The 25,029-nt window shown below is 65.6% G+C and carries 23 protein-coding genes and 1 pseudogene; 13 read left to right on the top strand and 11 right to left on the bottom strand.

Going from position 1 to position 25,029, the window contains the following annotated elements:
- Positions 1 to 58 precede the first annotated feature (58 nt).
- The 4 genes from ACW2Q0_RS08535 to ACW2Q0_RS08520 are packed head-to-tail and all read right to left on the bottom strand — an operon-like array spanning position 59 to position 3,648.
- Positions 59 to 1,039 (bottom strand): glycine betaine ABC transporter substrate-binding protein, encoded by a 981-nt coding sequence (locus tag ACW2Q0_RS08535; protein WP_457187952.1) that lies wholly within the window; start codon positions 1,037 to 1,039, stop codon positions 59 to 61.
- Positions 1,036 to 1,815 (bottom strand): ABC transporter permease, encoded by a 780-nt coding sequence (locus ACW2Q0_RS08530; protein WP_457187950.1) that lies wholly within the window; start codon positions 1,813 to 1,815, stop codon positions 1,036 to 1,038. Before ACW2Q0_RS08530 ends, ACW2Q0_RS08535 begins: the two co-directional genes overlap by 4 nt.
- Complete coding sequence (locus tag ACW2Q0_RS08525) at positions 1,812 to 3,005, bottom strand: ABC transporter ATP-binding protein (protein ID WP_457187948.1); 1,194 nt, start codon at positions 3,003 to 3,005, stop codon at positions 1,812 to 1,814. The genes ACW2Q0_RS08530 and ACW2Q0_RS08525 overlap by 4 nt, the downstream gene beginning before the upstream one ends.
- Positions 2,998 to 3,648 carry an ABC transporter permease gene (locus ACW2Q0_RS08520; RefSeq protein ID WP_457188305.1) on the bottom strand — a complete coding sequence of 217 codons (651 nt, stop codon included), beginning with the start codon at positions 3,646 to 3,648 and terminating at the stop codon, positions 2,998 to 3,000. Before ACW2Q0_RS08520 ends, ACW2Q0_RS08525 begins: the two co-directional genes overlap by 8 nt.
- A 513-nt stretch (positions 3,649 to 4,161) precedes the next feature.
- Between ACW2Q0_RS08520 and ACW2Q0_RS08515 the strand changes: the two genes are divergently transcribed.
- Positions 4,162 to 5,289 carry a hypothetical protein gene (locus ACW2Q0_RS08515; RefSeq protein WP_457187946.1) on the top strand — a complete coding sequence of 376 codons (1,128 nt, stop codon included), beginning with the start codon at positions 4,162 to 4,164 and terminating at the stop codon, positions 5,287 to 5,289.
- A 182-nt stretch (positions 5,290 to 5,471) separates the two neighbouring features.
- The gene (locus tag ACW2Q0_RS08510) at positions 5,472 to 6,179 is read left to right on the top strand and encodes a DUF1906 domain-containing protein (RefSeq protein ID WP_457187944.1); all 708 of its coding nucleotides are present in this window, start codon (positions 5,472 to 5,474) and stop codon (positions 6,177 to 6,179) included.
- A 75-nt stretch (positions 6,180 to 6,254) separates the two neighbouring features.
- Here ACW2Q0_RS08510 and ACW2Q0_RS08505 read toward each other — a convergent pair whose 3' ends face one another.
- Together ACW2Q0_RS08505 and ACW2Q0_RS08500 are read right to left on the bottom strand one after the other, a co-directional pair.
- On the bottom strand, positions 6,255 to 6,632 hold the full coding sequence (locus ACW2Q0_RS08505) for a hypothetical protein (protein WP_457187942.1): 378 nt from the start codon (positions 6,630 to 6,632) through the stop codon (positions 6,255 to 6,257).
- Positions 6,633 to 6,752: 120 nt separating this feature from the next.
- Entirely contained in the window at positions 6,753 to 7,520 is a 768-nt protein-coding gene (locus tag ACW2Q0_RS08500) for an Rv1157c family protein (RefSeq protein WP_457187940.1), read from the bottom strand.
- Positions 7,521 to 7,916: 396 nt separating this feature from the next.
- Here ACW2Q0_RS08500 and ACW2Q0_RS08495 point away from each other — a divergent pair, with 396 nt between their 5' ends.
- Positions 7,917 to 9,125, top strand: coding sequence for a mannosyltransferase (locus ACW2Q0_RS08495; RefSeq protein ID WP_457187938.1), 1,209 nt, complete (start codon positions 7,917 to 7,919; stop codon positions 9,123 to 9,125).
- On the opposite strand, the gene ACW2Q0_RS08490 is transcribed toward ACW2Q0_RS08495, so the two are convergent.
- On the bottom strand, positions 9,064 to 9,360 hold the full coding sequence (locus tag ACW2Q0_RS08490) for a 4a-hydroxytetrahydrobiopterin dehydratase (protein WP_457187936.1): 297 nt from the start codon (positions 9,358 to 9,360) through the stop codon (positions 9,064 to 9,066). The genes ACW2Q0_RS08495 and ACW2Q0_RS08490 overlap by 62 nt on opposite strands.
- A gap of 225 nt (positions 9,361 to 9,585) precedes the next feature.
- On the bottom strand, positions 9,586 to 9,762 hold the full coding sequence (locus tag ACW2Q0_RS08485; protein ID WP_457187934.1) for a hypothetical protein: 177 nt from the start codon (positions 9,760 to 9,762) through the stop codon (positions 9,586 to 9,588).
- A gap of 152 nt (positions 9,763 to 9,914) precedes the next feature.
- On the opposite strand from ACW2Q0_RS08485, the gene typA reads away from it, so the two are divergent.
- From typA to ACW2Q0_RS08455, 6 genes and pseudogenes are all read left to right on the top strand, one after another.
- On the top strand, positions 9,915 to 11,813 hold the full coding sequence (gene typA, locus ACW2Q0_RS08480; protein ID WP_457187932.1) for a translational GTPase TypA: 1,899 nt from the start codon (positions 9,915 to 9,917) through the stop codon (positions 11,811 to 11,813).
- A 119-nt stretch (positions 11,814 to 11,932) separates the two neighbouring features.
- On the top strand, positions 11,933 to 13,678 hold the full coding sequence (locus ACW2Q0_RS08475) for an ABC transporter family substrate-binding protein (RefSeq protein ID WP_457188303.1): 1,746 nt from the start codon (positions 11,933 to 11,935) through the stop codon (positions 13,676 to 13,678).
- Positions 13,675 to 14,547 carry an N-acetyl-1-D-myo-inositol-2-amino-2-deoxy-alpha-D-glucopyranoside deacetylase gene (gene mshB, locus ACW2Q0_RS08470; RefSeq protein ID WP_457188302.1) on the top strand — a complete coding sequence of 291 codons (873 nt, stop codon included), beginning with the start codon at positions 13,675 to 13,677 and terminating at the stop codon, positions 14,545 to 14,547. The genes ACW2Q0_RS08475 and mshB overlap by 4 nt, the downstream gene beginning before the upstream one ends.
- A 98-nt stretch (positions 14,548 to 14,645) precedes the next feature.
- A pseudogene (locus ACW2Q0_RS08465) lies at positions 14,646 to 14,942 on the top strand (amino acid permease); the annotation flags it as partial.
- A 269-nt stretch (positions 14,943 to 15,211) separates the two neighbouring features.
- A complete protein-coding gene (locus ACW2Q0_RS08460) occupies positions 15,212 to 15,370 on the top strand; it encodes a hypothetical protein (RefSeq protein ID WP_457187930.1) in 159 nt (52 codons plus the stop codon).
- 76 nt (positions 15,371 to 15,446) lie between these two features.
- Complete coding sequence (locus ACW2Q0_RS08455) at positions 15,447 to 15,866, top strand: hypothetical protein (protein WP_457187928.1); 420 nt, start codon at positions 15,447 to 15,449, stop codon at positions 15,864 to 15,866.
- 119 nt (positions 15,867 to 15,985) lie between these two features.
- On the opposite strand, the gene ACW2Q0_RS08450 is transcribed toward ACW2Q0_RS08455, so the two are convergent.
- Positions 15,986 to 17,824, bottom strand: coding sequence for an APC family permease (locus ACW2Q0_RS08450; RefSeq protein ID WP_457188300.1), 1,839 nt, complete (start codon positions 17,822 to 17,824; stop codon positions 15,986 to 15,988).
- A gap of 126 nt (positions 17,825 to 17,950) precedes the next feature.
- Here ACW2Q0_RS08450 and ACW2Q0_RS08445 point away from each other — a divergent pair, with 126 nt between their 5' ends.
- The gene (locus tag ACW2Q0_RS08445; RefSeq protein ID WP_457187926.1) at positions 17,951 to 18,214 is read left to right on the top strand and encodes a hypothetical protein; all 264 of its coding nucleotides are present in this window, start codon (positions 17,951 to 17,953) and stop codon (positions 18,212 to 18,214) included.
- 60 nt (positions 18,215 to 18,274) lie between these two features.
- Here the strand turns inward: ACW2Q0_RS08445 and ACW2Q0_RS08440 are convergent, their stop codons facing one another.
- A complete protein-coding gene (locus tag ACW2Q0_RS08440; protein ID WP_457188298.1) occupies positions 18,275 to 19,891 on the bottom strand; it encodes a PH domain-containing protein in 1,617 nt (538 codons plus the stop codon).
- 68 nt (positions 19,892 to 19,959) lie between these two features.
- Positions 19,960 to 20,457, bottom strand: coding sequence for a PH domain-containing protein (locus ACW2Q0_RS08435; RefSeq protein WP_457187924.1), 498 nt, complete (start codon positions 20,455 to 20,457; stop codon positions 19,960 to 19,962).
- A gap of 150 nt (positions 20,458 to 20,607) precedes the next feature.
- Here ACW2Q0_RS08435 and ACW2Q0_RS08430 point away from each other — a divergent pair, with 150 nt between their 5' ends.
- From ACW2Q0_RS08430 to dapC, 3 genes are all read left to right on the top strand, one after another.
- Complete coding sequence (locus ACW2Q0_RS08430; protein ID WP_457187922.1) at positions 20,608 to 23,211, top strand: bifunctional FO biosynthesis protein CofGH; 2,604 nt, start codon at positions 20,608 to 20,610, stop codon at positions 23,209 to 23,211.
- A gap of 200 nt (positions 23,212 to 23,411) precedes the next feature.
- The gene (fdxA, locus tag ACW2Q0_RS08425) at positions 23,412 to 23,735 is read left to right on the top strand and encodes a ferredoxin (protein ID WP_040695137.1); all 324 of its coding nucleotides are present in this window, start codon (positions 23,412 to 23,414) and stop codon (positions 23,733 to 23,735) included.
- A 14-nt stretch (positions 23,736 to 23,749) separates the two neighbouring features.
- Positions 23,750 to 24,877 carry a succinyldiaminopimelate transaminase gene (gene dapC, locus ACW2Q0_RS08420; protein WP_457187920.1) on the top strand — a complete coding sequence of 376 codons (1,128 nt, stop codon included), beginning with the start codon at positions 23,750 to 23,752 and terminating at the stop codon, positions 24,875 to 24,877.
- Positions 24,878 to 25,029 lie beyond the last annotated feature (152 nt).

The following is a 25,029-nucleotide window of genomic DNA, read 5'->3' as shown; positions in this document are numbered from 1 at the left end:
CCTGATTCGAACGGTTCCGAGCGTGCACGCGAGAAGTGCACGTTCGGACCCCTTTCCGTCAGCGAGCGGTGACGAACCCTTCCGCCACCATCCAATCGCGAGCCACCTCGGCCGGTTCACGACCATCCACGTCGACCTGGCGATTCAATTCGGTGATCGCTTCATTGGTCAGCTTCTTCGATATCGGTGCCATGATTTCGGCGACCTGTGGATGCGCATCGGCGAAGGACTTCCGCATCACGAGTGCGGCGTTGTATTTCGGGAAGAAGCCCAGATCGTCTTTCAGCAAGACCAGCCCGAGGGCCGGGATCCGGCCGTCGGTGGCGGCGACCGAACCGAACCGGCATTGCTTGGCATCGGCGGTGGCCTGATAGACCACCGGATCCTGCACTATCTGCTTGTGTACCTTGCCGACATCGATTCCGTATTTGCGCGCCATTCCGGGATAACCGTCCTGGCGCACATTGAATTCGGTGCCGACACACGTCGCGGCGGCGGCCGGGTCGGTGGCGATCAGCCGGGCATAGTCGGACAGCGTGACAACGCCGGTCTCCTTCGCGGTGTGCGCGCTCATCACGAGCGCGTAGGTGTTGTTCATGGGGGCCATATCCGTCCACACGATGCCGTGCGCCGCCAGGTCCGCGCCGCGGACCGCCTCGAACTGTCCGACCTCATCCGGAACCGGCGTCTCATTGCCGAGATAGTTGATCCACCCGGTGCCGGTGTATTCGTAGGAGATATCGATCTGACCGTGCAGCTGGGCATCGCGAACACTGTTGGAGCCCTGGATATTCGTCAGATCCCGGACCTGCGCACCGGCTGCGGACAGCGCGAATTCGATGATGTACCCGAGGATGTTCTGTTCGGTGAAGTCCTTGGAGCCCACCGTCATCGGCACGCCGTCGAGCTCCGGCACCGGACGAATGCTGCCGGGATCAACCCGCAGCGGCACCGCGCTACCGGACTGTAATCCGCAGGCGCTCAATACGAATACGGCCGCGAGGCCCAGCACCCACGGGCCCAGCACCCACGCCCTCACTTCAACCCCTTCGGCCCCAAGTACTGTTCGGCCAATGCGCCGAGCCAGTCGACGAGCAGCGCCAGTGCCACCGCGAGGACGGCGCCGACCACCAGCGTGACGTTATCGCGCAGCTTGTACCCCGTATCGATCAGAATGCCGAGACCACCCGCGCTCACCAGGAACGACAGCGTCGCGGTACCGACGGCGAGCACCAGCGAGGTGCGCAGCCCGGCCAGGATGTAGGGAATGGCGAGTGGAAATTCGATGCGGCGCAATATCGTCAGCGCCGACATGCCCTGGCCGCGCCCGGCGTCGATGACGGCGGCATCCACCTGCTGATAGCCCAGGATCGTATTGCGTAGCACCGGAAGCAGCGAATAGAACGCGATGGGCGTGACACCGATCCAGAACCCGGTGGTGCGGGTGGCGAGATAGAACAGCACGATCAGACCGATCGCGGGTGCGGCCGCGCCGATATTGGCGATACCGACGAAAAGTGGTGCCAGCCGCCGATATCCGGGCCGGGTGAGCAGTGTACCCAGCGGTACCGCCACCACGACGACGATCAGCACGACGGTCGCGGTGATCAGCACATGCTGCCAGGTGACGGTCGCGATAGTGGATACACTGATGCTGGCCTGCTGGGTGGCGGTGAGATCGCGCCGCAACGCCCACACCAGCACACCCGCGGTCAGTAAGAGCACGAGCGCCGGTTGGACGAGCAGCCGAATGCTTTCGGCCCGACGCAGTGTCGTCGGCGATGCCGTGGGCGGTGCGGTGGTCGCCGTGGTCATGTCGTCGCGTCCGTCTGCGCGCCCACATGGGTGGCGCGCATCGCCGACAGATGGCCTACGAGCGTATCGATCGTGATCAACCCGGCGTATTCACCGCCTCGACCGGTGACGACCGCCGTCGCGGTCTGCTCGGCGAGCAAGGCCTCCAACGCATCCTGCAGGGTCGACTGCAGCGACAACTGCTCACCGACCGGGGATCCGACATCGTGCAACGAATTCGCCTGTGCCAGTTGCTCACTCGATACCCAACGCCGCGGCCGCCGCTGCGCGTCCAGGATCAGCGCCCACGGCCGATCACGTCCGGCCAGCGCGGCGCGAACGCTGTCGATCGAATCGGAGTCCAGAGCCGTCGGGCAGCTGCCGAGTTCGACATCACGGACCCGGGTGAGGGTGAGTTGTTTGAGCGAGGCATCCGCGCCGACGAAACCGGCCACGGTCTCATCCGCGGGATCGGCCAGGACGGCTGCCGGGCTGTCGTACTGCAGGATCCGAGATCGGTTGCCCAGCACCGCGATTCGATCGCCGAGCTTCACCGCCTCGTTGAAATCGTGGGTGACGAACACGATGGTCTTACCCAGTTCGGATTGCAGGCGCAGCAGTTCGTCCTGCAACAGGGCGCGGGTGATCGGATCGACCGCGCCGAACGGCTCGTCCATCAGCAGCACCGGCGGATCGGCCGCCAAAGCGCGAGCCACACCGACACGCTGCTGCTGGCCGCCCGAGAGTTGCCGGGGATAGCGGTTGCGGTAGGTATCGGGATCGAGGCCGACCAGCTCGAGCATTTCGTCGGTCCGCGTGCGGATCTTCTTGCGGTCCCAACCGATCAGACCGGGCACGGTCGCAACGTTTTTCGCGACTGTCAGATGCGGGAACAGCCCGGCCTGCTGGATGGAATAGCCGATACCCCTGCGCAATTGGTCCGGATTCACGCCGGTGACATCGCGTCCGCCGATCGTGATGGTGCCCGAGGTGGGTTCGATGAGGCGGTTGATCATCCGCATGGTGGTGGTTTTACCGCAGCCGGACGGCCCGACCAGGACGACGATTTCGCCGGCCGGAATGGTCAGCGAAACTCGGTCGACGGCCGGATCGCGTTGGCCCGGATAGTGTTTGGTGACCGCGTCGAGCACGATCTCGACGCCGGATACCGCCGATGCCGTACTGTCGCCGCGGATTTCGGTATCAGTCACGTATTCCCCTCGAGGTGGTGAGACGCCCGGCAATGACGAAGATCCCATCGAGGATCAGCGCGAGCACGACGATCAGGATCGTGCCGACCAGCGCCTGCGGCACCGCATTCGGACTGCCGAGGCGAGCCAGGCCGGAGAAGATCAGATTGCCGAGTCCGGGCCCCTTGGCATAGGCGGCGATGGCCAGAATGCCCATGATCATCTGGGTGCTGACCCGCATCCCGGTCAGAATAGATGGCCAGGCCAGCGGCAGCTCTATGTGCGCGAGGACCCGCAGCCGATTCATACCGACCCCGCGCGCGGCATCCACGATCGCCGGATCCACCGAGGCCAACCCGATGATGGTGTTGCGCAGAATCGGCAGCAGGGCATAGAGCACCAAGGCGGTGATGGTCGGCCCGACGCCCAGTCCGAGAACTGGAATCAGCAATCCGAGCAGCGCGAATGACGGGACGGTGAGTACCGCGCTTGCCAGTGCCGTCGCTACCGAGGATCCGAACGGGCTGCGGTAGACCAGTACGCCGATCAGCACGGCCATGATCGTCGCGAGCAGCAATGACTGCACCACCGCCGAGACATGTAAATACGAATCGGTGATCAGCTGTGCGCGCCGATGCACCACGAATGTCCACAGTGTGTCCAGGGCCTCTACCTCCCCGCCGCCCGGTGTCTTCGGAGACTATCGTGTCGGCCGCTCGACCGCGACGAGATTCGCGCAGTACGGGCAAGTGTCGATTGCCGACCACCGCCATGTCGTCGAGAGACTGCCCGGTACCCGTCCGGTCGAAACTCCCTGAATTTCGTGCTCACGGCCGCGACGGGACCGACGGCCATGGGCGGCAACGAATTCGGCGAGGTCGCGACTCACCACCTCGCACCGGCGCAGGTACCGGGGGTAGCGGGATTCGGTCGTTTGTGCATAGTGTTGGCACTCGGCCGGTCCTTCCAGTGGCTATGCCTTGTCGGCGGGGCCCGTGCCAGCAATTACCATTGACTAGGCGGCGCCCGGCAGCGCCGTCTTCGGTCCCTGTCCTGCTACCCCCTCATCAGCAGGACAGGGACCTCCGGGTTGGGGGAGGTCGGCCCGACCTTGCCGAAATCTGTGTCGCGTACCGTGTGGTTGTCCGTTGAGAGGTGAGGGGTTGCGGAAACTCTGATGCTGCCAATCGAGGAAAAGACCGGTGATCCCGTCTGGATCGACTATGCCGAGTTCGGGGAGCGGTTCGTCACCCACGCGGTGACGCCGGAACGGATCGAAGCCGCGGTCTCCGCGATGACCGATCACGGCGTCACCATCGGCCCGTTCTCCCTCGGACCAGTCGGACTGGCCGGATTCATGGCCGAGGGCAAGGTGGGCAAGCCGGTCATTCTGCGCAGCGGTCCGCACATCACCTTCGAGGTGACCGTGCCGCTGACGATGTCGGTAAAGGTGCTGATCGGCGGGCGGAAACTGCGGCTGGAGGCGGTCGCCGAAATCGATCTCACATTGCATGCGCGCACCGCGGATCCGCTGCTCATCGTCATTGATATCCCGCCGATCCGCGCGCGTGATGCCAGCTTCGTACTGCGTGCACAGGCCATCGAATCGGCCTGGGAATGGTTGCTCGATCCGATCGCCGGGGTGGTGCAGCGCGAGGTCGCCAATCGGGTGAATGCCATGCTCGCCGAACCGCGCGTCCGGCGCGGTCGGGTCTTCGACGTGGCGGCCATCATCAACGGCGTCCGGTCCCAGCACGTCGACCAGAGCGAATTCGACTGGATCGGCTACGACGAATTCGGACGTCAGTTCTTTTCCCGCATCGTGACCCGCGATCGGGTCTTCGAATTCGTCGAGCCGATGGCGGGCCGTCCCATCGAGGTCGGGCCGCTGCGCGCCGGACCGCGTGACTCTGCCACGGTCACGGTAAAGGGCGATATTCGCATGCCGCAGGTGACGGATCGCCCGGACGAATCGGTAGCTTTCGATTTGACCCTGCCGGTGAGCCTGGATATCACCGTCGATGTGCTCAAGGCCAACCGCTATCGCGCTGATGTCGAGATACCGCTGGTGTTGATCGCGCGGGCCGCCGATCCGCTGCTGATCGTCATCGATGTACCGCCGCCCGCGGTCGATGACCTGCGGCTGGAGTTCAAGGCGCGCGGGATGCGGGCCGCCACGCTCGCTGCGCTGGCCGGTATCAAGAAACAAGTCGTCGAGCAGGTGGCCCAGGTCGTGCGCGAGGAACTCAGCGACAGTTCGCGCCGCACAATCGATGTCGCCGCGCGGATCGATGGCATCGCCTAGAACCCTCGCTCGACCTGTGTGGCAAGTGTGAATTGCTGTTTCCAGTGGGACTAGCGATTCCAATGTGAATATGGTGAAATTAGTCCACGTTCGAGGCTCCCGGCGCGCGAGTGGACCTTGGGGAAGGTGCGCCGGGCACGCTGCTACCTGTCCATGTCGGGTTTGCGCGAAGGAGTCCTGCGATGCGCTCCGTTTCTGTGTCTCGCCGCCAGCTGTTCGCCTACTCCGCAGCGGCCGCGGCCGTCGGAATCATCGCGCCCCGCGCCTCGGCGGTCGGTGTGCTCGGCACCCTCGTCGACTACGCGGGTGGCGTGCCCTCCGCCGACGCGATCCGGGACGACGGTCACCTCGGCGTCATCCGCTACGTCTCCGATCGCCGTCCGGGCGCCGAATGGATGGAGGGTAAGCCCTTGCGCGCCAAGGAGGTCGATCAGCTGCACGCCGCCGGGCTGACGATCGTGTCGAACTACCAGTTCGGCAAGGGCCCGACCGCCGACTGGCGCGGTGGCCTGGAGGCGGGCAAGAAACACGCCGATCGCGGCCTGGAACTGCACCTCGCCGCGGGCGGTCCGGAGAACCGGCCGATCTACGCCTCCATCGACGACAATCCGGCCCCGGCCGATTTCGCGACCATGATCGCGCCCTACATCCTCGGTTGGGAGTCGGTGCTCGGCAAACAGAACGTCGGCATCTACGCCAACGCACCGACCATCGAACTGGCAAGCGCCGCGGGCCTGGGTTCCTGGTATTGGCAGCACAACTGGGGTACGCCCAAGGGGTTCGTACATCCGGCCGCACATCTGCACCAGATCGAGATCGACAAACGCGATATCGACGGTATCGGTGTCGACGTCAACAACATCCTCGCCGCCGAATACGGCCAGTGGTGAACTAGCGGCTCGAGATCAGGTGGCAGTGGTGGCGGCTGCTCCTCTGCCCGCCATGGATCCATCTGATCTCGAGCGTCAGGTCTGGCAGTGGCAGGTGGGGGCGAGTCGGAGTTCGGGTTCGTCGTCGGGGACCACGCGGAGGGTGGGTCGGTTGTCGGGGGCCTCGTGGTCGCCGCGCCAGGAGAACAGGGACCAGCGGGAGATGCCGGAGAAGGCAGAGCCGAGGCTACCGAAGGAGAAGGAAGAGATCACCGAGCCGAAGGAGCCGACGGCCCCGATCGACAGCACCGAACCCACGCTGCCGATCGACAGGATCGAGTAGGCGGAGCCGATCGACAGGATCGAGCCTTCCGAGCGGAAGGACAGGATCGATCGATGCGAACGTCTGCTGCGGATCGAACGCCCCGGGTGGATCGCGGGACGGGACCGAAGCGAATCATCGACAGTCGCCATAACTTTGGTCTACCACAGTCCCGTCATGACGGCGCACTATCGCGACGATTCGCACCAAGTGTGTTGACAAGAACGAAGCGCGGTGCCCCACCAAGGGCCACCGCGCTTCGAAAGCACCGACTAGCCGACGGTGAAGAAGCCGAGGGTCGGTAAGAAAGAGCAGGTCCGTGGGTCGGCGTCATCGGCCTTGGTGGTCAGCGAACCGGAGACAACCGCGACGACCCGGCCCGAGCCGGTGTTGACGATCGCCGAGAGCGTAGCCGGGCCGTCCGGGTTGATCTTCGCCTCATCGGTCAGCGGCTGGATGCCGGACTGACGGGTGTCGAGGTTCAGCCACTGGACCGTCATCGGTGGATTCTGCTCCGGCGTCGGCCCCTTGGTGCCGAGTGCGGTGAAGACGAATCCGGTCTGTCCGGCTTGCGGTCCCGGCGGCGGCAGCGTGGCCGGGCCGGGGACGGCGAGTGCGGTGCCGACCGAATCGGCGCCGGGTCCGATGCAGCCCTTGCCGATGGACGGGTAGAGGAACTGCGCGATGGCCGGGCCGCCCTGCGGGACCTCCGGACCGCCGCCGCCGCTGCCATCCAGGAAGGTGATGATCCGTTCCAGCGTGGACTTGATCTGCGGCGGCAGGTTCAGCGTGTTGAGCAGCGCCCGGACCTGATCGAGGATGGCGTTCTTCGGGGCATCCGCGATGGGCTTGGCATCGGCCGGCCCGGCGATGGCGCCGACGATGGCCGGGACCAGCGACGCGACCGCATCGATCGGGACGCCCTCGGGAATCATCGGAATGGTGTTCCTCGATGCGATGGGCGCGGGAGCCGGCGCCGCGACTGCCGTCGACGGCGCGGCGAGTGAAGCGCTCGCGGCGATGGCGAGCGCGGACAACATGATCCGCGATCCTGGGGTGCGAAGCACAGGTCTAGCCGTCCTTAACCTCGGGTACGTCACAGGAGCGATGCAAAAAGCCATCGTTTCGGGGTCACTCTAGGGACATGGGCGTCCTGTTGTACAGCCGCCGCGCCCCTACTTCTGTTGTGGACGATCAGTGTTATCAGACGGTATCGCTTGTCCGCGTGTTACCGGAGTGAAAGGTGATGCGAATGTTACCAGTGATATTCGGCGGTCGGGCCGACTGTGCGGTACGCAAGCTACCCCCTCCGGCTCGACCGCGCATGCCGGGGGCCGGTACGGGGGATTGACGGGACCTTTCGCGGCGGCGGTTAGGCTAGTCGCAGCCTTCCCGGAAACGACTCGAAAGCCTACGAATTGAACCGAAGCCTCCGAATGGCTGTGCCGGTGCTCGGTCTGTCCGTGTTGGCCAGGCTGTTGTGGATGCTGCTGTCGAAGAACGGGATGAATCTCGTCGATCTGCACGTCTATGTCGACGGTTCGGCGGACCTGCTGACCGACCGCCTCTACGACTTCACCTACGCGGAGAAGACCCCGGACTTCCCGCTGCCGTTCACCTATCCGCCGTTCGCGGCGCTGGTCTTCTTCCCGCTGCACTACTTCCCGTTCACCGTGGTCGCGGTGTTCTGGCTGCTGGCCATTGCCGTCGCGCTGTACGCGGTGGTGTGGATATCCTTCGAATTCATCCTCGGCGCGGAGCGGATGCGCGAGTCGCGGTGGCGCACCGCCGCGGTCTGGTGGACCGCGATCGGCATCTGGATGGAGCCGGTGCGGACCACGATCGACTACGGCCAGGTCAATGTATTCCTGGTGCTCGGGGCCATGTTCGCCGTGCGCAGTTCGCGCTGGTGGCTGTCCGGGGGTCTGATCGGTGTGATCGCGGGAATCAAACTGACACCGGCGATTTCGGGGCTGTACTTCGTGGCCCGACGGCGGTGGGGGACCGCGGTCTGGTCGGCGGTGGTTTTCGGCGCGACGGTCGGAGTCAGCTTCCTGATCAACCACAAGGAGGCCGAGCGGTACTTCGGCACGCTGCTCGGTGACGCGGATCGGATCGGGCCGGTGGGCTCGGTGTGGAATCAGTCGCTGCGCGGTGCTCTGAGCCGTCTGCTCGGCCATGACGTCAAAACCGGGCCGTGGTGGCTAGCGGCCGTCGCGATTGTTGCCGTGCTGGCCTTCTTCGCTTGGCGCGCATTGGGTCCCGACGATCGGCTGGGCACCCTGATCATCGTGCAGCTGTTCGGACTGATGGTTTCGCCCATCTCGTGGTCGCATCACTTCGTCTGGCTGCTGCCCACAGTGATGTGGTTGCTGTACGGGCCGCTGCGGCAGGCGCCGGGCGCACGGATCCTGGCGGGGTATTGGCTGGTCACCACGTTGGTCGGCGTGCCGTGGGTGCTGTCGTTCGCCCAGCCGTCGATCTGGACCGTCTCACGGCCAGGGGTGCTGGCCTGGCTCGGCACCGTCGACGTGCTCGGCGTACTGGTGTTCTTTGCCTGGGTGATCTGGTCCGGACGCGTGGTCAATCGGATTGCGCCGCAAGCCGATCTATCTCACGAGCCAGCGATACGTCCAGTGCGGTGAGTCCGCCCGAGTCGTGGGTCGACAGCATGAAGCTCACCCGACGCCAGCGGATATCGATATCGGGATGATGGTTGGCGTTCTCGGCGACTTCGGCGACCTGACGTACGAGTTCGATGCCCGCCGGGAAGGACTTGGCGTCGATCGTGCGGGTGATGGTGTCGCCGGACCGGGTCCAGTCCGACAGTTCGGTCAAAGCTTCGGTGAGTTCTGCCTCGGTTAGTTTGGGAGCGCTCATGCCTGCACCTCGCTGACGCTCGGCTCCGGCGTGACCGCTCGGGCGGCTGTGTTGTTCGTTCGCTCACTGCGTTCGCTCATGCCTGCACCTCGCTGACGCTCGGCTCCGGCGTGACCGCTCGGGCGGCTGTGTTGTTCGTTCGCTCACTGCGTTCGCTCATATCCGAGTTGTACCCCGAGTGCCGCAAAGGCATCACGGAATCTGTCGGCGCGGCGAATTCGTAGATCAGGCGGCTCGGGCCTTCTCGAGGCCCTTCTTCAGGTCCTTACCGCAGCACCCCGCCGCTTCCAGGCGTTTCATCCGCATGATGACGACGGGGCACTTCAGGCATCGCGTCTTCTTGCGGCAGCACTTCTTCTTCGGCTTCAGGCTGGAAACCTTCTTCGCCTTGACCTTGCCCATGGCTGGTTAGCATACCCTTAGCTGGGTGTGTGGTCTGCAAGCTACGGGGATACCGGTACTGTGTAACTGGCCGCAATGTCCGGTGAGTTTCGATTCTCCACCCGATTGCAATGGTCGGCCGGCATCTATACCAACAGCAGGAGGATTGAGGCGTGTCGTCTGCACGCGATTTTCGCAACGTCGCCATCGTGGCCCACGTCGACCACGGTAAGACGACGCTGGTCGACGCCATGCTGCGCCAGTCCGGCGCCTTCGCCGAACGCGCCGAGCTCGTCGATCGCGTGATGGACTCCGGTGACCTGGAGCGCGAGAAGGGCATCACCATTCTGGCCAAGAACACGGCGGTGCACCGGCACCACCCGGATGGTTCGGTCACCGTGATCAACGTCATCGACACCCCCGGCCACGCCGATTTCGGTGGTGAGGTCGAGCGCGGTCTGTCCATGGTCGACGGTGTCGTGCTGCTGGTCGACGCGTCCGAGGGCCCGCTGCCGCAGACCCGCTTCGTGCTGCGCAAGGCGTTGGCCGCGAAGCTGCCGGTCATCCTGGTGGTGAACAAGACCGACCGCCCCGACGCCCGCATCGAAGAGGTCGTCGAGGAGAGCCACGATCTGCTGCTCGACCTCGCCTCCGATCTGGACGACGAGGCCGCCGAGGCCGCCGAACTCGCGCTGGATCTTCCCGTCCTCTACGCCTCCGGCCGGGAGGGCAAGGCCTCCAAGGAACGTCCCGAGAACGGCAGCGCGCCGGACGCGGAGAACCTGGATGCCCTGTTCGACGTGCTGATGGAGAACATCCCGGCGCCCAAGGGCGATTCGACCGCACCGCTGCAGGCGCACGTCACCAACCTCGACGCCTCGGCCTTCCTCGGTCGGCTCGCGCTGGTCCGCATCTATAGTGGTGAGCTGCGCAAGGGCCAGAACGTCGCGTGGATGCACGCCGACGGCGTCAAGCAGGTCAAGATCACCGAGTTGTTGCAGACCATCGGTGTCGAGCGCCAGCCCGGCGAGGTCGCGGTGGCCGGTGACATCGTCGCGATCGCGGGCATCGCGGACATCATGATCGGTGACACTCTCGCCGATGTCGACACTCCCGTTGCGCTGCCGCGCATCACGGTGGACGAGCCCGCCATCTCGGTCACCATCGGCACCAACACCTCGCCGCTGGTCGGCCGGGTGCAGGGCCACAAGCTGACCGCTCGCATGGTGAAGTCGCGGTTGGACTCCGAACTGGTCGGCAATGTCTCGCTGCGCGTGCTCGATATCGGCCGTCCGGATGCCTGGGAGGTGCAGGGCCGCGGTGAGCTCGCGCTGGCCATCCTGGTCGAGCAGATGCGTCGCGAGGGCTTCGAGTTGACCGTCGGCAAGCCGCAGGTGGTCACCAAACAGGTCGACGGCAAGGTGCACGAGCCCTACGAAGAGCTGACCATCGACTGCCCCGACGAGTACCTCGGCGCGATCACTCAGCTACTGGCCGCCCGCAAGGGCAAGATGGTCCAGATGAACAACCATGCCGCGGGTTGGGTGCGGATGGAGTTCATTGTGCCCTCGCGCGGTCTGATCGGCTTCCGCACCGACTTCCTCACCGAAACCCGCGGCACCGGTATCGCCAACGCGGTCTCGCACGGCTACGCCCCCTGGGCCGGTGAGATCCGGGCCCGCCACACCGGTTCGCTGGTCTCCGACCGCGCGGGCTCGGTGACCCCGTTCGCCATGATCCAGCTGGCCGATCGCGGTCAGTTCTTCGTCGAGCCCGGTGCGGACACCTACGAGGGGCATGTCGTCGGCATCAACCCGCGCGCCGAGGATCTCGATATCAATGTCACCCGCGAGAAGAAGCTGACCAATATGCGCAGCTCGACCGCCGATGTGATGGAAACGCTCGCCAAGCCGCTGCAGCTCGACTTGGAGGCGGCGATGGAGTTCTGTGCCGCTGATGAATGCGTCGAGGTCACCCCGGAGATCGTGCGGGTGCGCAAGGTCGTCCTCGGTGCCACCGAACGCGGGCGCGAACTGTCGCGACGGAAGGCACGAGACCGGGCCGCGCTCTAAAAGGCATGGGCCTCTCCGGCAACCTTGTGCGAGTGAACCACGAGCCCAGCGTCACCGGCACTCTACTTGGCCGAGCCATAGCTCGGCCAAGTAGAGTGCGGCACGTGAGCACGGGGGCTATGCGACGCGCGATGCTGATCATGATGGCGGCCTCCACCACGGTGCTCGCCAGCTGCACCGCGAATCCGCCACCGCCGATCGAGAGCACCGACAGCCCGAAGACGACACCGGCCAAACCCGGTAAGAACACCGTCGTGGTGGCTATCGATGACATCGGCATCGGATTCAATCCGCATCTGCGTTCCGATCAGTCACCGGCCACCGCCGCGGTGAGTTCGATGGTGTTGCCGAGCCCGTTCCGGCCGGTGCCGAATCCGGCGGTGCCCGGCGCCACCGAATGGGTGCCGGATTCCGCGCTGATGGTCTCGGCCGAGGTGACCGCGCAGGAACCGTTCACCGTCACCTATACGCTGCGCAACCAGGCGAACTGGTCCGACGGTGCGCCGATCGCGGCGGAGGACTTCCGGTTCCTGTGGCAGCAGATGATCACTCAGCCGGGTGTCGTCGATCCGGCGGGCTATCGGCACATTGCCGATATCAGCTCCTCCGGTGGCGGTAAGACGGTCACCGTCACGATGACCGGGCCGTATCCGGCCTGGCGCGAGCTGTTCACGAATCTGCTGCCATCACATCTGATCAAGGATCAGCCCGGCGGTTTCGCTACCGGACTGGTCGAGGGCGTTCAGGTCTCGGGTGGCAACTTCCGCATCAAATCGACCGACCGCGGCCGCGACGAGATCCTGCTCGAGCGCAACGATCGGTACTGGGGCACTCCGTCCGCGCCGGATCAGATTCTGTTGCGCCGCGGCGGAACTCCCGCGCAGCTAGCCGATTCGCTGCGCACCGGCGACGCGCAGATGGCATTGGTGCACGGCGGGGTCGCGACCCAGGCGCAGCTGGCGGCGATCCCGTCGGTGCGCACCGCGATCATGCCGCAGTCGCGTGAGCTGCAATTCGTAATCAATGGGCGCGGTAGCGATCTCAGCGATCCGCGGGTGCGGCGCGGAGTGACCGCGTTGATCGATCCGACACTGCTGGCAACGGTCGCCGGGCAGACCGGTGGCTGGGTTGAGCCGGTGCGTGCGCAGATCCTGACACCGTCGGATCCCGGATATACACCGACCGCGCCGCCGCGGCCCTCCGCCGAGGACGCGTTCGCGCTGCTCGCCGAGGCGGGTTATGCCCGGTCGCCGGAGACGCCGCCGGTGCAGTCACCGACCTCACCCGCACCGCGCCCCCGCTCGGTCGCGAAAAACGGTAAGGCGCTGGCAATTCGAATCGGCGCGGTGGCCGGTGACGCCACCTCGCTGGCCGTCGCCAATACCGCGGCGGACCAATTGCGCAGTGCCGGAATCGATGCCAGTGTGCGTAGTCTCGCGGCGGACGCTCTCTACGGTAAGGAACTCACCGACGGCGGCATCGACGCCATTGTCGGCTGGGAGGTGGCCGGATCGGATCCGGCCACCGTGCTCGCATCACGTTACGGTTGCCCGCCGGTGGATACCGCTGCGAGCAACGGGGATTCGCAGACCGCCACCGAGGCGGCCAAGAAGGCGCCGAGCAATCTGTCCGGCATCTGTGATCCCGGACTGCAGCCCTCGATCGATGAGGCGTTGCGCGGTGTCGAGGTCGGCCGAGCGCTGGCCGATGCCGAGCCGCGGCTGTGGGCATTGGCGACGGTGCTGCCGATCGTGCAGGACAATGTGGTCGCCGCATCCGGTCCGCGCGTCGACGGTGCGTCGTTGAGCGGTGCCATTCAGGTCGGCATCTTCGGTGATGCGGCGATGTGGCGCAGGATCCCATGACGGGTGGACTGCTGCTGGTGCACGCGCATCCGGACGACGAGTCCATCACCACCGGGGGCACCATCGCGCACTACCGTCGCCGCGGCATACCTGTGACGGTGGTGACCTGCACTCTCGGTGAAGAGGGTGAGGTGATCGGCGACGAATGGGCGCTGCTGACCGCCGAGCACGCCGATCAGTTGGGTGGTTATCGGATCGCGGAGCTGACCAAGGCGCTGGCCGCGCTGAAGGCCGGACCGCCGCATTTCCTGGGCGGCGCGGGCCGCTGGCGTGACTCAGGTATGGCGGGCACCGCGGCGGCGGAGCATCCGCGAGCCTTCGTGCATTCCGGTGCCGCGGCGGTGGAGGCGCTGACCGCGATCGTGCTGGAACTGCGGCCCGAGGTGGTGATCGGTTACGATCCGCGCGGCGGTTATGGGCATCCGGACCATATTCGGGCGCACTGGGTCACCTCGGCGGCCGTGACAGCCGCGGCCGAGCAGGGGTGGGACACCCCGAAGTTCTATTGGACGGTCACCGACGAGGACATGTTGCGCCTGCACACCGAGGCACTGGCCCGGCGGACCGTGGCGGGGTTGCCCGGCGCATTGCCGCGCGGTTGGCGGTTACCCGCGGCAGGAGAACTCGCGAGCGTGCCGAGTCATACGGTGACGGCCACCATCGACGTATCCGATTCGCTGGCCGCCAAGCGCGCGGCGCTGCGTGCGCATGCCACGCAGGTAACGGTCGCGCCGTCGGGCCGCGAGTTCGTGCTGTCCAATAATGTTGCGCAGCCGGTGCTTCCGGAGGAGCACTTCGTCTTGGTTCGCGGTATGCGCGGTCCGGTCGGGGCGGACGGGCGCGAACACGATTTATTGGCGGGGCTGTAGGTTTTCCGACATTGCCTGAGGGTTGCTGTCGCGGCGATTTTCGGTGGCGAGTACCGTCTCTGTGATTTCTGACATCAATGTGGAGGGCATAGCGGTTTATGACAGCGGTTGGCGACATAGCTCACCTCAGCATCGAGGATCACGGGTACCACAAGAGTCTCAAACCGCGTCAGCTCCAGATGATCGCCATGGGCGGCGCGATCGGCACCGGTCTGTTCCTCGGTGCGGGTGGTCGACTCGCGAGCGCTGGACCCGGGTTGTTCCTGGTCTACGCGGTCTGTGGCGTCTTCGTATTCCTCATTCTGCGTGCGCTCGGTGAGCTGGTGCTGCACCGGCCGTCATCCGGTTCGTTCGTTTCCTATGCCCGCGAATTCTTCGGAGAGAAGGTCGCATTCAAGTTCCGTATGTGGGGTGCGCCGTGGACCGGCTTGATCACGCTGGTATTCCTGTTCTTCGTGGTGGTGCTCACCGGCGTCGACTATCCGGTCGGCACCTGGACCGTCGCCGCACTCGTGGTGCTCATCCCGGCGCTGATCATCGGTTGGTTCGCTGCCCGCAAACGAGTGCTCGCGATCGCCCGGATGCGCGAGGGCTACACCGGTGAGTTCCCCGTCGTCGCGAACATCCCCGTTGAAGGTGACTGATTTCGGAATAGACTCCGAGGATGTACAACTGGGATCTGCAGAACGCTATCGCTGCCTTCGTGGACAGCCTGCGCCCCGGCGCGCAGCAACAGCACGACCTCTACATGTCGGTGCTGTACGCGTTCGTCGATATGCAGAGCCATCTGCTCACTCTCGTCGGTTTCCCACCGGTCGCGTGAGTGAGCGTCAGCGAGTGAACCATCGGCACAGCGCGCCGTCGCGCACGGCGGAGCCGAGCGTCAGTGAGGCGAAGCCGTGAATGTCACCTTCGACAAGGCGGCGAAGCGCGCCTACGGCGCCCGCGAAACCCTGCCTCTCGGCCCGGTGATCATCAGCGTCCTGGTCCTGGATGCCCTGATCACTCTGGCGTTGGAGGTCCTCTACCTCCCCACCTACATCAACACCGTCGCTTTTCCGGTATCCGCGGTGCTGGCCGGAGTAGTGAATGTCCTGCTGGTCATGGGAGTGCGTTCCATAACCCACCGCGTCAGCGTCATGATCCTCCCCTTGGTCGCCTGGACCTTCGGCTTCCTGCTCTGCTCTGTCACCGGCCCCGGCGGCGACATCCTGCTGGGCAGCGACTGGCGGACTCTGCTCCTGCTGTTCTGCGGTTTGGTCCCACCTCTGCTCTACATCTATTTCCGAACAAACGCCGGTTTGTTCACCAACCACTGAGCCGGGGAAAGGTGCCGCTGGGTTAATGCCAGCGGGTTGTCCGGCCGGTATTCAGGTCTCCGGATTCGGTGCGCGGAGTCATGGCGTTTGTTGCGCCGGGTTGTCAGGAAGCAACGGTCTCAGTCGAGGCGGACGGCCAAGCTGGCGATTACGGCGTCGGTGCGGGCACGGAGGGTGGCGGCCAGGACAGGTCCGCGCGGGTTGTGGAGCGGGCGGTGATACCAGTGCGCCGCTTCTACCTGGGCCAGCAGCACGGCGACTTGGCGGCCGGTCCGGGTTCGGCCACGGATGTAGCCGACGAGGGTGGTGATGAGACTGCGATGTGGACTCGGCAGGACGGTGAGAGGGACGCCCGGATCCCACTGCTTCCACTGGGCGCTGAGTCGGCGGGTGGCGGCGGGGTCGATTTCGGCTGCGACGGCGACGATTTCGCCGCCGAAGGCTTGTGCGGTGCGCAGGGCACGCGCGGTCACCTCGCTGACCGCGACCACCGGAACCACTACGAGCATCGGTTCGTGATCCGGGGATTGCGATGGGCGGACAGGGATTCGGCCGAGGCCGAGTTGATCGGCGACTCGGCGGTAGTAGTTTTCGGTGCGGGCGAACAGCGTTATCAACGCGGGCACGATGATGAGCAGTAGCCACGCGCCTTCGTTGAACTTCTCGATGAGCAGAACTACGGCGGCCACGGCGGTGAGCAGTGCGCCGAAGCCGTTGAGGGCGGCGCGTGGAATCCATCCCGAGCCACGCTGTTCGCGCCAGTGCCGTACCAGCCCGGTTTGGCTGATGGTGAATCCGATGAACACGCCAACCGCATAAACCGGTAGCAGGCGGTGAGTTTCGGCATGCACGACCAACAGCACCGAGGCGGCCAGAATGGCAAGGGCCGCAACGCCATAGCGAAATACCGGACGCTCGGAGCGCAACGCGAACAAATGAGCCACCCGGTGGTCCTTCGCCAACAGTGACAGCAACACCGGCAGTCCGCCGAAACTGGTATTCGCGGCCAAGCACAGCGCCAGCGTGACGGCCAGACTCGTCACATAGAACGGCCACCCTGTCCCGAATGCCGCCGCGGTCAATTGCGCGAGCAGGGTCACATTGCCACGCGGCACCGCGTGATGGCGACAGATGAGCAGCGCCAAACCGAGCAGCATCGTGCACAGCAGCACGCCGAGCGCGACCTCGGTGTGCTGGGCCCGTCGCACTGCGGGCGCCCGGAACGACGGCACCGCATTGGCGATCGCCTCGACTCCGGTCAGCGCCGAACATCCGGCGGAAAATGCCTTGAGCAACAACAGGATTCCGACGGTATCGACCGGCACGATCGGCCCGAGATCGGTGCCGATCACCGCGGCCGGTGACGCGCGGAACAGTCCGACCATGATGACCGCGAGGATTGCGACGATGAACAGCAGTGTTGGCCCCATCAGCACTTTCGCCGATTCGGCCACCCCGATCAGATTGATCACGGTGAGCACCGCGAGTCCGCTCAGGGTCAGCAGCAGCAGATGATCGGCCAGCACCGGAAAAGCGCTGGCCAAACTGGCCGCACCGGCCGCCAGACTCACCGCGACGGTCAGCACATAGTCCACCACCAGACTCGCCGCCGCGAGCAAACTGGCACTGCGCCCGAGATCCTTCTTCGCCACCGCATATGATCCACCGCCATCCGGATGTACGGCGATAACCTGCCGATACGACAGCACCAGTACCAGCAACAGTGCCGCGATCGCCAGCGATACCGGCAGGGTCCACGACACCGCCGCCGCACCCGCCGCGACCAGAACCAGCACGATCGCCTCGGGCCCATACGCCACACTCGACAGCGCATCCAGCGATAACGCCGCCAAACCGCCGATGGCGGTCAGTCGATATTTGTCGCCCCGTTGCATCCGCCGCACTCGACGATCGGCAATGGGTAACTCCCGTGTCGGCGATGTCGGGGTCTCGACCACGTTGACCATTGAACTCGGCGCGGTGCTGGCAATCGGTCAGCGACACCATGCGATTCGGGGCGTGTGGCCGGATCCGGCCCAGTCGCGCTCTATTCTCGGAACCGACGGCACTCGGATCACCGCGCCATGTCCTGGCGCGCCACTCGCGCCGTCCTGGTGCGCCGCCCACAGGCCCTGGCCGCACGGCCGCTGGATGCGCAGATCGACGGCAGACACGACAACCTCTACGGTTGGCGCAAAAGCACCGGCCGATACACCGCCGCGGGCGCGCGCATCGAGCTGATCAGCACCGCGGGCCACTCACCCGATGTCGAAACCCCGGCCCAGGTGGCCGCCGCACCCCGCGACTTACTCGCCAACCCGGGCCGATCCCACTCGGCCGCAAGCTAATTCGTTCCACCGAGGTGGCGTTGGATGTGTGTGCGGCCCGGTGCGGCGGAGCCGCATCGGTCAGCGGGTGCCGAGACGGCCGGGGGTTGCCGATTCGATGAGGTCCCAGGCCTGTTCGAGTGTGATGTCGACGACGAGGTAACGCTTCTTACCGGCTGCGGTGGCGGCCACGACGGTGGCGATGCCGGAGCGTCGCTGCCAAAAGGATTGGCGGACCGTCCAACCGATGATGCCGGGTGCCTCCAAGCAGTCGCGGTCGCGGTCGAGCGAGCCGGAACGGGTGATGAGCCAGGGCGGACTGCCATCGCCGGCTGGTAGTACGGCGTGCCCGAGGCCGCGGTAGCGATCGGCGGCCAGCGCGGCGGCCAGCGGTGCGGTCAGTGCGGGAAGCAGCCACCACCATGGCGAAAAGTCAACTCCGGCAAGGGCGCTGGTCAACATTGCGGCGGCGAGGATCAGGATCGGGCTCAGCGCGCGGGTGTACCGGCGGCGGCGCGCGGCCGGGCCATGCGCGATCAGCGGTGCGGTGCTCACCAGTGCATCACCGGCATGGCGGGCGCCTCGGGTCGCGGTGCGCGCTGCTGTGTTACCGGTCTGGCGGGCGCCCTGGGATGGGGTGCCGGCCGATGCGTCGCCGGTCTGCCCGGTGCCCCGGGGTGGGATGTGCACCGTCGCATCACCGGCATGCCTGACACCCCGGGGTGCCAGCAATTCCGCGAGGGTGCGTTCGATCGCGGAACGCGGTGCCTGGGGCAGGATTTTCTGGCGCGGGCTCTGGCCGGTCATGATAGCTTCGAGTTCGGCGGCACCGGCCAGGCGCAGCAGCAGCGGCTCGTTGACGGTCGCGCCCCGGAAACGAGCCAGATCCAGGGTGATCTGTCTGGTCGTGAACAGTCCGTGGCGCAGGTGCAACGTGCGGTCGTCGTCGAGCACCCGCAGCCCGAAATACGTTGTCAGATAACGTGTGCAGGCCGCGAGACTGACGATCACCACGATGGCGACGACCAGCAGTGCGATGGCGACGGCGATCAGCACCACGCTACTGTCCTCGATACTGTGCACCGCGTCCGAACTGAACACGATCTCGCCGAACCCGTACTGAAATGCCACACCGACAATGGGCGCGATGATCGCGAAGCCGGTCAGCGACAGCGGCGCGTAACGCACCCAGCTCGCCTGCCAGTGACCGATCTCCCGGGACGTCGGCAGTGCTGTCCGATGCGGGTCCTCGAGTGGAATCTGTTGGCCAGCAGCGGATTCCGGTGCAGCGTCGAGCGCGGTGTGCGCGAGCAGCGCAGCCCGTAATCCCGGCACCGCATCCGCGTCCAATGCGTCGAGCTTGAATTTCTCACCCGAATTCGCATGCTGCCCCGTCCCGATCGCCAATACCGCGAGCCCGAGCACGCGATGCAACAGGTCGGCCTCGATATCGACCGACCGGATTCGTGACCGCGGTACCGATAGCTTCTTGCGCTGTATCAACCCGGTCCGCAACTCGACATGGGTCGGCCCGACTCGATAGGTGGTGGTGAACCAGCGCGTCAGCGCGAAGCCGACGATCGCGGCCAATGCGATGAGCCCCCACAGATGGTTACCGGTATTGGTGCCGAGGATCACCGACCCGATCAGCACCGGGATGAACTTCACGACCTCGTTGACGGGGTGTACCAACAACATTCGTTTATCCAGCCGCAACCACGGCCGTTCCGGCTCCGGTGCGACGGCGGTCTCCGGTAGATACCTGCTCACGTCGCATCCCCGCGGTGCAGTGCGGCGATTTCGGTCAACCGCGTGACGGTCTGTTCGGCGACCGGCAGATCGAGTGCGGAGATTCGTACCGCGCCGGCCGAGGACGCGGTCGTCACGGTCACCGTCGCCAACCCCAGGAATCGCTCCAGCGGCCCGCGCTCGGTATCGACGGTCTGCACCCGGGAGATGGGCGCCACCCGGCTCTCCACCGTCAACCAGCCGACCCGGGTGTACACCGCCTCATCGGTCACCTCCCACCGATGCACCGCGTACCGCCACAGCGGCACCACCCCGATACTCACCGCCGCGAGCGCGAGCCCCACCGCGGACACCATCAGTTGCGCACCGCGATGCCTGGAGTCCACGACAACCCAGACGATCAGTGCCACGATGGGAAGCGCCCACCCCAGCACGGCCTGAATCGTCCACAACAGCTTGGCCTTGGGGCTTGGACGCCAGGCCGGATCGGACATGATCGTGCGCGGCTGCGACATGCTAGCCATGGTTCCACGTCCTGGCTGCACCCCCAACCCACCGACCTGCACGAGAACGATTCCGCCCCGGCGTCCCGGAATACTGGGCGAAACCCGATAGTTATCACCGCTCACAAGCACTGAAGGGAGACAGCCCAGGATGTGTAGCGCATGATCGAGGGCGTGACCGAGCTAGCGACCCCGAGCATCCCGCCCGTACCGCCAACGCCGTCGGCAATGCGCCGCGCGCTGCGCCGGGCCCGCGACGGTGTGACACTGAATGTGGACGAGGCGGCCGTATTGCTGCACGCACGCGGTGACGATCTCGTCGACCTGTGTAGCAGCGCCGCCCGGGTGCGCGATGCCGGACTGGAATCGGCGGGTCGGCCCCAGACCATCAGTTATTCGCGCAATGTCTTCATCCCGCTGACCAAGCTCTGCCGCGACAAATGCCACTACTGCACCTTCGTCACGGTGCCGGGCAAGTTGCGCGCCGAGGGCAAGGGCATGTTCCTGGAGCCCGACGAGGTGCTGGAGATCGCGCGTCACGGTGCCGAGCTCGGCTGCAAGGAGGCCCTGTTCACTCTCGGTGACCGGCCCGAGGACCGGTGGCCGGAGGCCGCGCAGTGGCTCGACGAACGCGGCTACGACTCCACACTGGACTACTTGCGCGCCGTCTCGATCATGGTGCTCGAGGAGACCGGTCTCCTGCCGCATCTGAATCCGGGCGTCATGAGCTGGGCGGAGATCTCGCGGCTCAAGCCGGTTGCGCAGTCCATGGGCATGATGCTCGAGACCACCGCCACCCGGCTGTTCACCGAAAAGGGCAGCTGCCACTACGGAAGTCCGGATAAGGATCCGACGGTGCGGCTGCGCGCCATTACCGACGCCGGTCGGCTTTCGGTGCCCTACACCACCGGCATTCTGGTCGGCATCGGCGAAACGCTGACCGAGCGCGCCGAGTCGATCATGGCGATTCGTAAGCAGCACAAGGCATTCGGGCATATCCAGGAAGTGATCATCCAGAACTTCCGCGCCAAGCACGACACCGCCATGCGCGATGTTCCGGACGCGGGCATGGAGGAGTTCCGGGCCACCATCGCGGTCACTCGGCTGCTGCTCGGCCCCGACGTTCCGGTGCAGGCGCCGCCGAATCTGGTGTCGCACGAGCAATGCCAGGCCCTCATCGATGCGGGCATCGATGACTGGGGCGGTGTTTCGCCGGTCACCCCTGACCACGTTAATCCGGAGCGGCCCTGGCCGAACCTCGATACGTTGCGCGAAATCACCGAGGCCGCAGGCTACCAACTCGTCGAACGCACTTCGGCGCATCCGAAATATGTGCGCGCTGGCAACCCGTGGGTCGATCCGCGCATCGGCGCCCACGTCGCCGCGCTCACCGACCCGAAGACCGGTCTGGCGAATCCGGATGTGATTCCGGTCGGCCTGCCGTGGCAGGAACCCGACGAGTCGTGGGAATCCGAGGGCCGCATCGACCTCAACACCTCGATCGATACCGAGGGCCGAAACACCGAGAGCCGCAGCGATTCCGCGCTCGGCCAGGATGTCGTCGGAGCTTTCGGTGACTGGGACACTATTCGCGAACAGGCCCGTGACCTCGCCGTCGCGGCACCCGAGCGGCTCGATTCCGATGTGCTCGCCGCCCTGCGCGCCGCCGAAAACGATCCGGCTGGGCTCACCGACGCCGAATACCTCGCGCTGGCAACGGCGGAGGGCCCGGCAATGGATGCGGTGGCCGCACTCGCCGACCAACTGCGCCGCGATGTCAACGGCGACGATGTCACCTACGTGGTGAACCGGAATATCAACTTCACCAATATCTGCTACACCGGCTGCCGCTTCTGCGCATTCGCCCAGCGCAAGGGCGATGCCGACGCGTTCACCCTGAGCACGGACGAGGTCGCCGACCGCGCCTGGGAGGCGCATGTCGATGGCGCGACCGAAATCTGCATGCAGGGCGGCATCGATCCGGACCTCCCGGTCACCGGCTATGCCGATCTGATCCGCGCGATCAAACAGCGGGTGCCATCGATGCATGTGCACGCGTTCAGCCCGATGGAGATTGTGAACGGCGCCTCCCGTGGCGGGCAGAGCGTCCGCGACTGGCTGGTCGCACTGAAGGAAGCCGGGCTGGACACGATTCCCGGGACGGCCGCGGAGATCCTCGACGATGAGGTGCGCTGGGTACTCACCAAGGGCAAACTGCCGACCTCGGCATGGGTCGAGGTGATCACCACCGCACATCAGGTCGGCGTGCGTTCGAGTTCCACGATGATGTACGGCCACGTGGACAATCCGAAGCACTGGGTCGGACATCTGCGGGTGCTGCGCGGAATCCAGGACGAGACAGGCGGTTTCACCGAATTCGTGCTGTTGCCGTTCGTGCATCAGAGCGCACCGCTGTACCTGGCCGGTGCGGCGCGACCGGGCCCGACTATTCGGGACAACCGCGCGGCGCACGCGCTCGCGCGGATCATGTTGCACGGCCGCATCGATAACATTCAGACCAGCTGGGTGAAACTCGGCACGGCGGGCACCCGCACAATGCTCAACGGCGGTGCCAACGACCTCGGCGGTACCTTGATGGAGGAGACCATCTCCCGCATGGCCGGATCCCAACACGGCTCCGCCAAGACCGTCGCCGAACTCGCCGAAGTCGCCGAGGGCATCGGCCGACCGGTGCGCGAACGCACCACCACCTATGGGGTACCACCACGGAAGATCGCCGCGGCGCTGCCACTGACGGTGGGCTAGCGGCATCGGGTCGGGATCGGATTCCCGGTCGCCGCGCTCGGCGGATTCGTAAAGGCCCGGATGCCATGGGTGTTTCGAATCCAGCGAGCGGCACGCGGGACCAAGTTGGTTAGGGCAGGCTGACCCGGAGTAACCTGGGCTGTCGGGATAGTGTGACGCAGGGCGGACTATCCCCGTGAGGACAGACTAGGAGAGCGGCAGTGCCGTACATCATCGCTGAACCGTGCGTTGACGTGAAGGACAAGGCATGCATCGAAGAATGCCCCGTGGACTGCATCTACGAGGGCGGTCGCATGCTGTACATCCATCCCGACGAGTGCGTGGACTGTGGTGCATGTGAGCCGGTGTGCCCGGTGGAGGCGATCTTCTACGAAGACGACACCCCGGACCAGTGGAGCGGATACGTGAACGCCAATGTCGACTTCTTCGACGAGCTGGGTTCGCCCGGCGGTGCGACGAAGGTCGGCAAGGTGGACTACGACCCGCCATTCATCAAAGAGCTTCCGCCGATGGCGACCGAATGAGTAATGGGTACTGAGTGAGTTCTGTGTCATCGCGTCGCCGAGCCAGCGCTGTGCTGCCGGATTTCCCCTGGGACACCATCGCGGCGGTGAAGGCGAAGGCCGCGGCGCATCCGGACGGGATCGTCGACCTGTCGGTCGGCACTCCGGTCGATCCGGTGGACCCGCTGATCCGCGCGGCACTGAGTTCGGTCGCCGAGGTGCCCGGCTATCCGACCACGCACGGCACGCCCGAACTGCGGGTCGCGGCGGTCGACGCACTGAAGCGGCGCTACGGGATCATCGGCCTCGACCCGACCGCGGTGCTGCCGGTGATCGGCACCAAGGAACTGATCGCCGGGCTGCCGCGGCTGCTCGGCCTCGGCGCGGACGATCTGGTCGTTATCCCGGAGGTCGCGTATCCGACGTATGAGGTGGGTGCGCTGCTCGCCGGTGCCCAGGTGGTGCGGGCGGACGGCCTCACCCAGCTGGGTCCGCAGTCGCCTGCCCTTACCTATGTGAACTCCCCGTCGAACCCGACGGGGAAGGTGCTCGGTGTCGAGCATCTGCGCAAGGTGGTGCAGTTCGCGCGTGAGCGTGGGGCGATCGTGGCCTCCGATGAGTGCTACCTCGGCCTGGCCTGGGAAGTGTCGACTGGTCGGGCCGCCTCCATCCTCGACCCCGAGGTATGCGACGGCGACCACACCGGCCTGCTCGCGGTGCATTCACTGTCGAAGACCTCCAACCTGGCCAGCTACCGTGCCGGATTTGTGGCCGGCGATGCGGAACTCGTCGCCGAATTGCTGGAGGTGCGCAAACATTCCGGCATGATGGTGCCGTTCCCGATCCAGGCGGCCATGACCGCCGCACTCGGCGACGACGCCCACGAGGCACGGCAGCGTGAGCGCTACCGTGCCCGTCGCGAGGTGCTGCGAAAGGCCTTGCAGGATGCAGGTTTCCGCATCGATCACTCCGAGGCGGGCCTCTACCTGTGGTCCACCAGGGGCGAGCCGTGCCGCACCACTCTGGACTGGTTGGCCGAGCGCGGCATCCTCGCCGCACCGGGTGACTTCTACGGACCGGGCGCCGGGGAGTACGTGCGCATCGCGCTGACCGCCTCCGATGAACGCATCGAGGCGGCGTCGCGTCGCCTGACGGCGAACTGATCTGGGGCGAGATCGGCGGGATCTGCTGACCTGAAGTGTCCTCGGGGAGGCTCTGAGAAGGACCGCTGAAGCAGATCTCGCGGCCCTACAGATTCGCAGAACTCGATCGGCCCAGCGTTCATTTCATGCATTCGTGCGTCCAGCTGAACAAG

This window comes from Nocardia citri (assembly GCF_054065835.1).
The sequence above is the reverse complement of the archived record's forward strand: the minus strand, read 5'-3'. Positions and strand labels throughout refer to the sequence as shown.

Coding starts and splice junctions, on each gene's coding strand:
- ACW2Q0_RS08430 (WP_457187922.1), top strand. CDS start 20,608: ATGATCGAGGGCGTGACCGAGCTAGCGACCCCGAGCATCCCGCCCGTA.
- ACW2Q0_RS08440 (WP_457188298.1), bottom strand. CDS start 19,891: ATGTTGTTGGTACACCCCGTCAACGAGGTCGTGAAGTTCATCCCGGTG.
- mshB (WP_457188302.1), top strand. CDS start 13,675: ATGACGGGTGGACTGCTGCTGGTGCACGCGCATCCGGACGACGAGTCC.
- ACW2Q0_RS08515 (WP_457187946.1), top strand. CDS start 4,162: ATGCTGCCAATCGAGGAAAAGACCGGTGATCCCGTCTGGATCGACTAT.
- ACW2Q0_RS08495 (WP_457187938.1), top strand. CDS start 7,917: ATGGCTGTGCCGGTGCTCGGTCTGTCCGTGTTGGCCAGGCTGTTGTGG.
- ACW2Q0_RS08475 (WP_457188303.1), top strand. CDS start 11,933: ATGCGACGCGCGATGCTGATCATGATGGCGGCCTCCACCACGGTGCTC.
- ACW2Q0_RS08460 (WP_457187930.1), top strand. CDS start 15,212: ATGTACAACTGGGATCTGCAGAACGCTATCGCTGCCTTCGTGGACAGC.
- ACW2Q0_RS08505 (WP_457187942.1), bottom strand. CDS start 6,632: ATGGCGACTGTCGATGATTCGCTTCGGTCCCGTCCCGCGATCCACCCG.
- ACW2Q0_RS08435 (WP_457187924.1), bottom strand. CDS start 20,457: ATGTCGCAGCCGCGCACGATCATGTCCGATCCGGCCTGGCGTCCAAGC.
- ACW2Q0_RS08490 (WP_457187936.1), bottom strand. CDS start 9,360: ATGAGCGCTCCCAAACTAACCGAGGCAGAACTCACCGAAGCTTTGACC.
- ACW2Q0_RS08485 (WP_457187934.1), bottom strand. CDS start 9,762: ATGGGCAAGGTCAAGGCGAAGAAGGTTTCCAGCCTGAAGCCGAAGAAG.
- ACW2Q0_RS08530 (WP_457187950.1), bottom strand. CDS start 1,815: ATGACCACGGCGACCACCGCACCGCCCACGGCATCGCCGACGACACTG.
- ACW2Q0_RS08500 (WP_457187940.1), bottom strand. CDS start 7,520: ATGTTGTCCGCGCTCGCCATCGCCGCGAGCGCTTCACTCGCCGCGCCG.
- ACW2Q0_RS08510 (WP_457187944.1), top strand. CDS start 5,472: ATGCGCTCCGTTTCTGTGTCTCGCCGCCAGCTGTTCGCCTACTCCGCA.
- ACW2Q0_RS08445 (WP_457187926.1), top strand. CDS start 17,951: ATGTCCTGGCGCGCCACTCGCGCCGTCCTGGTGCGCCGCCCACAGGCC.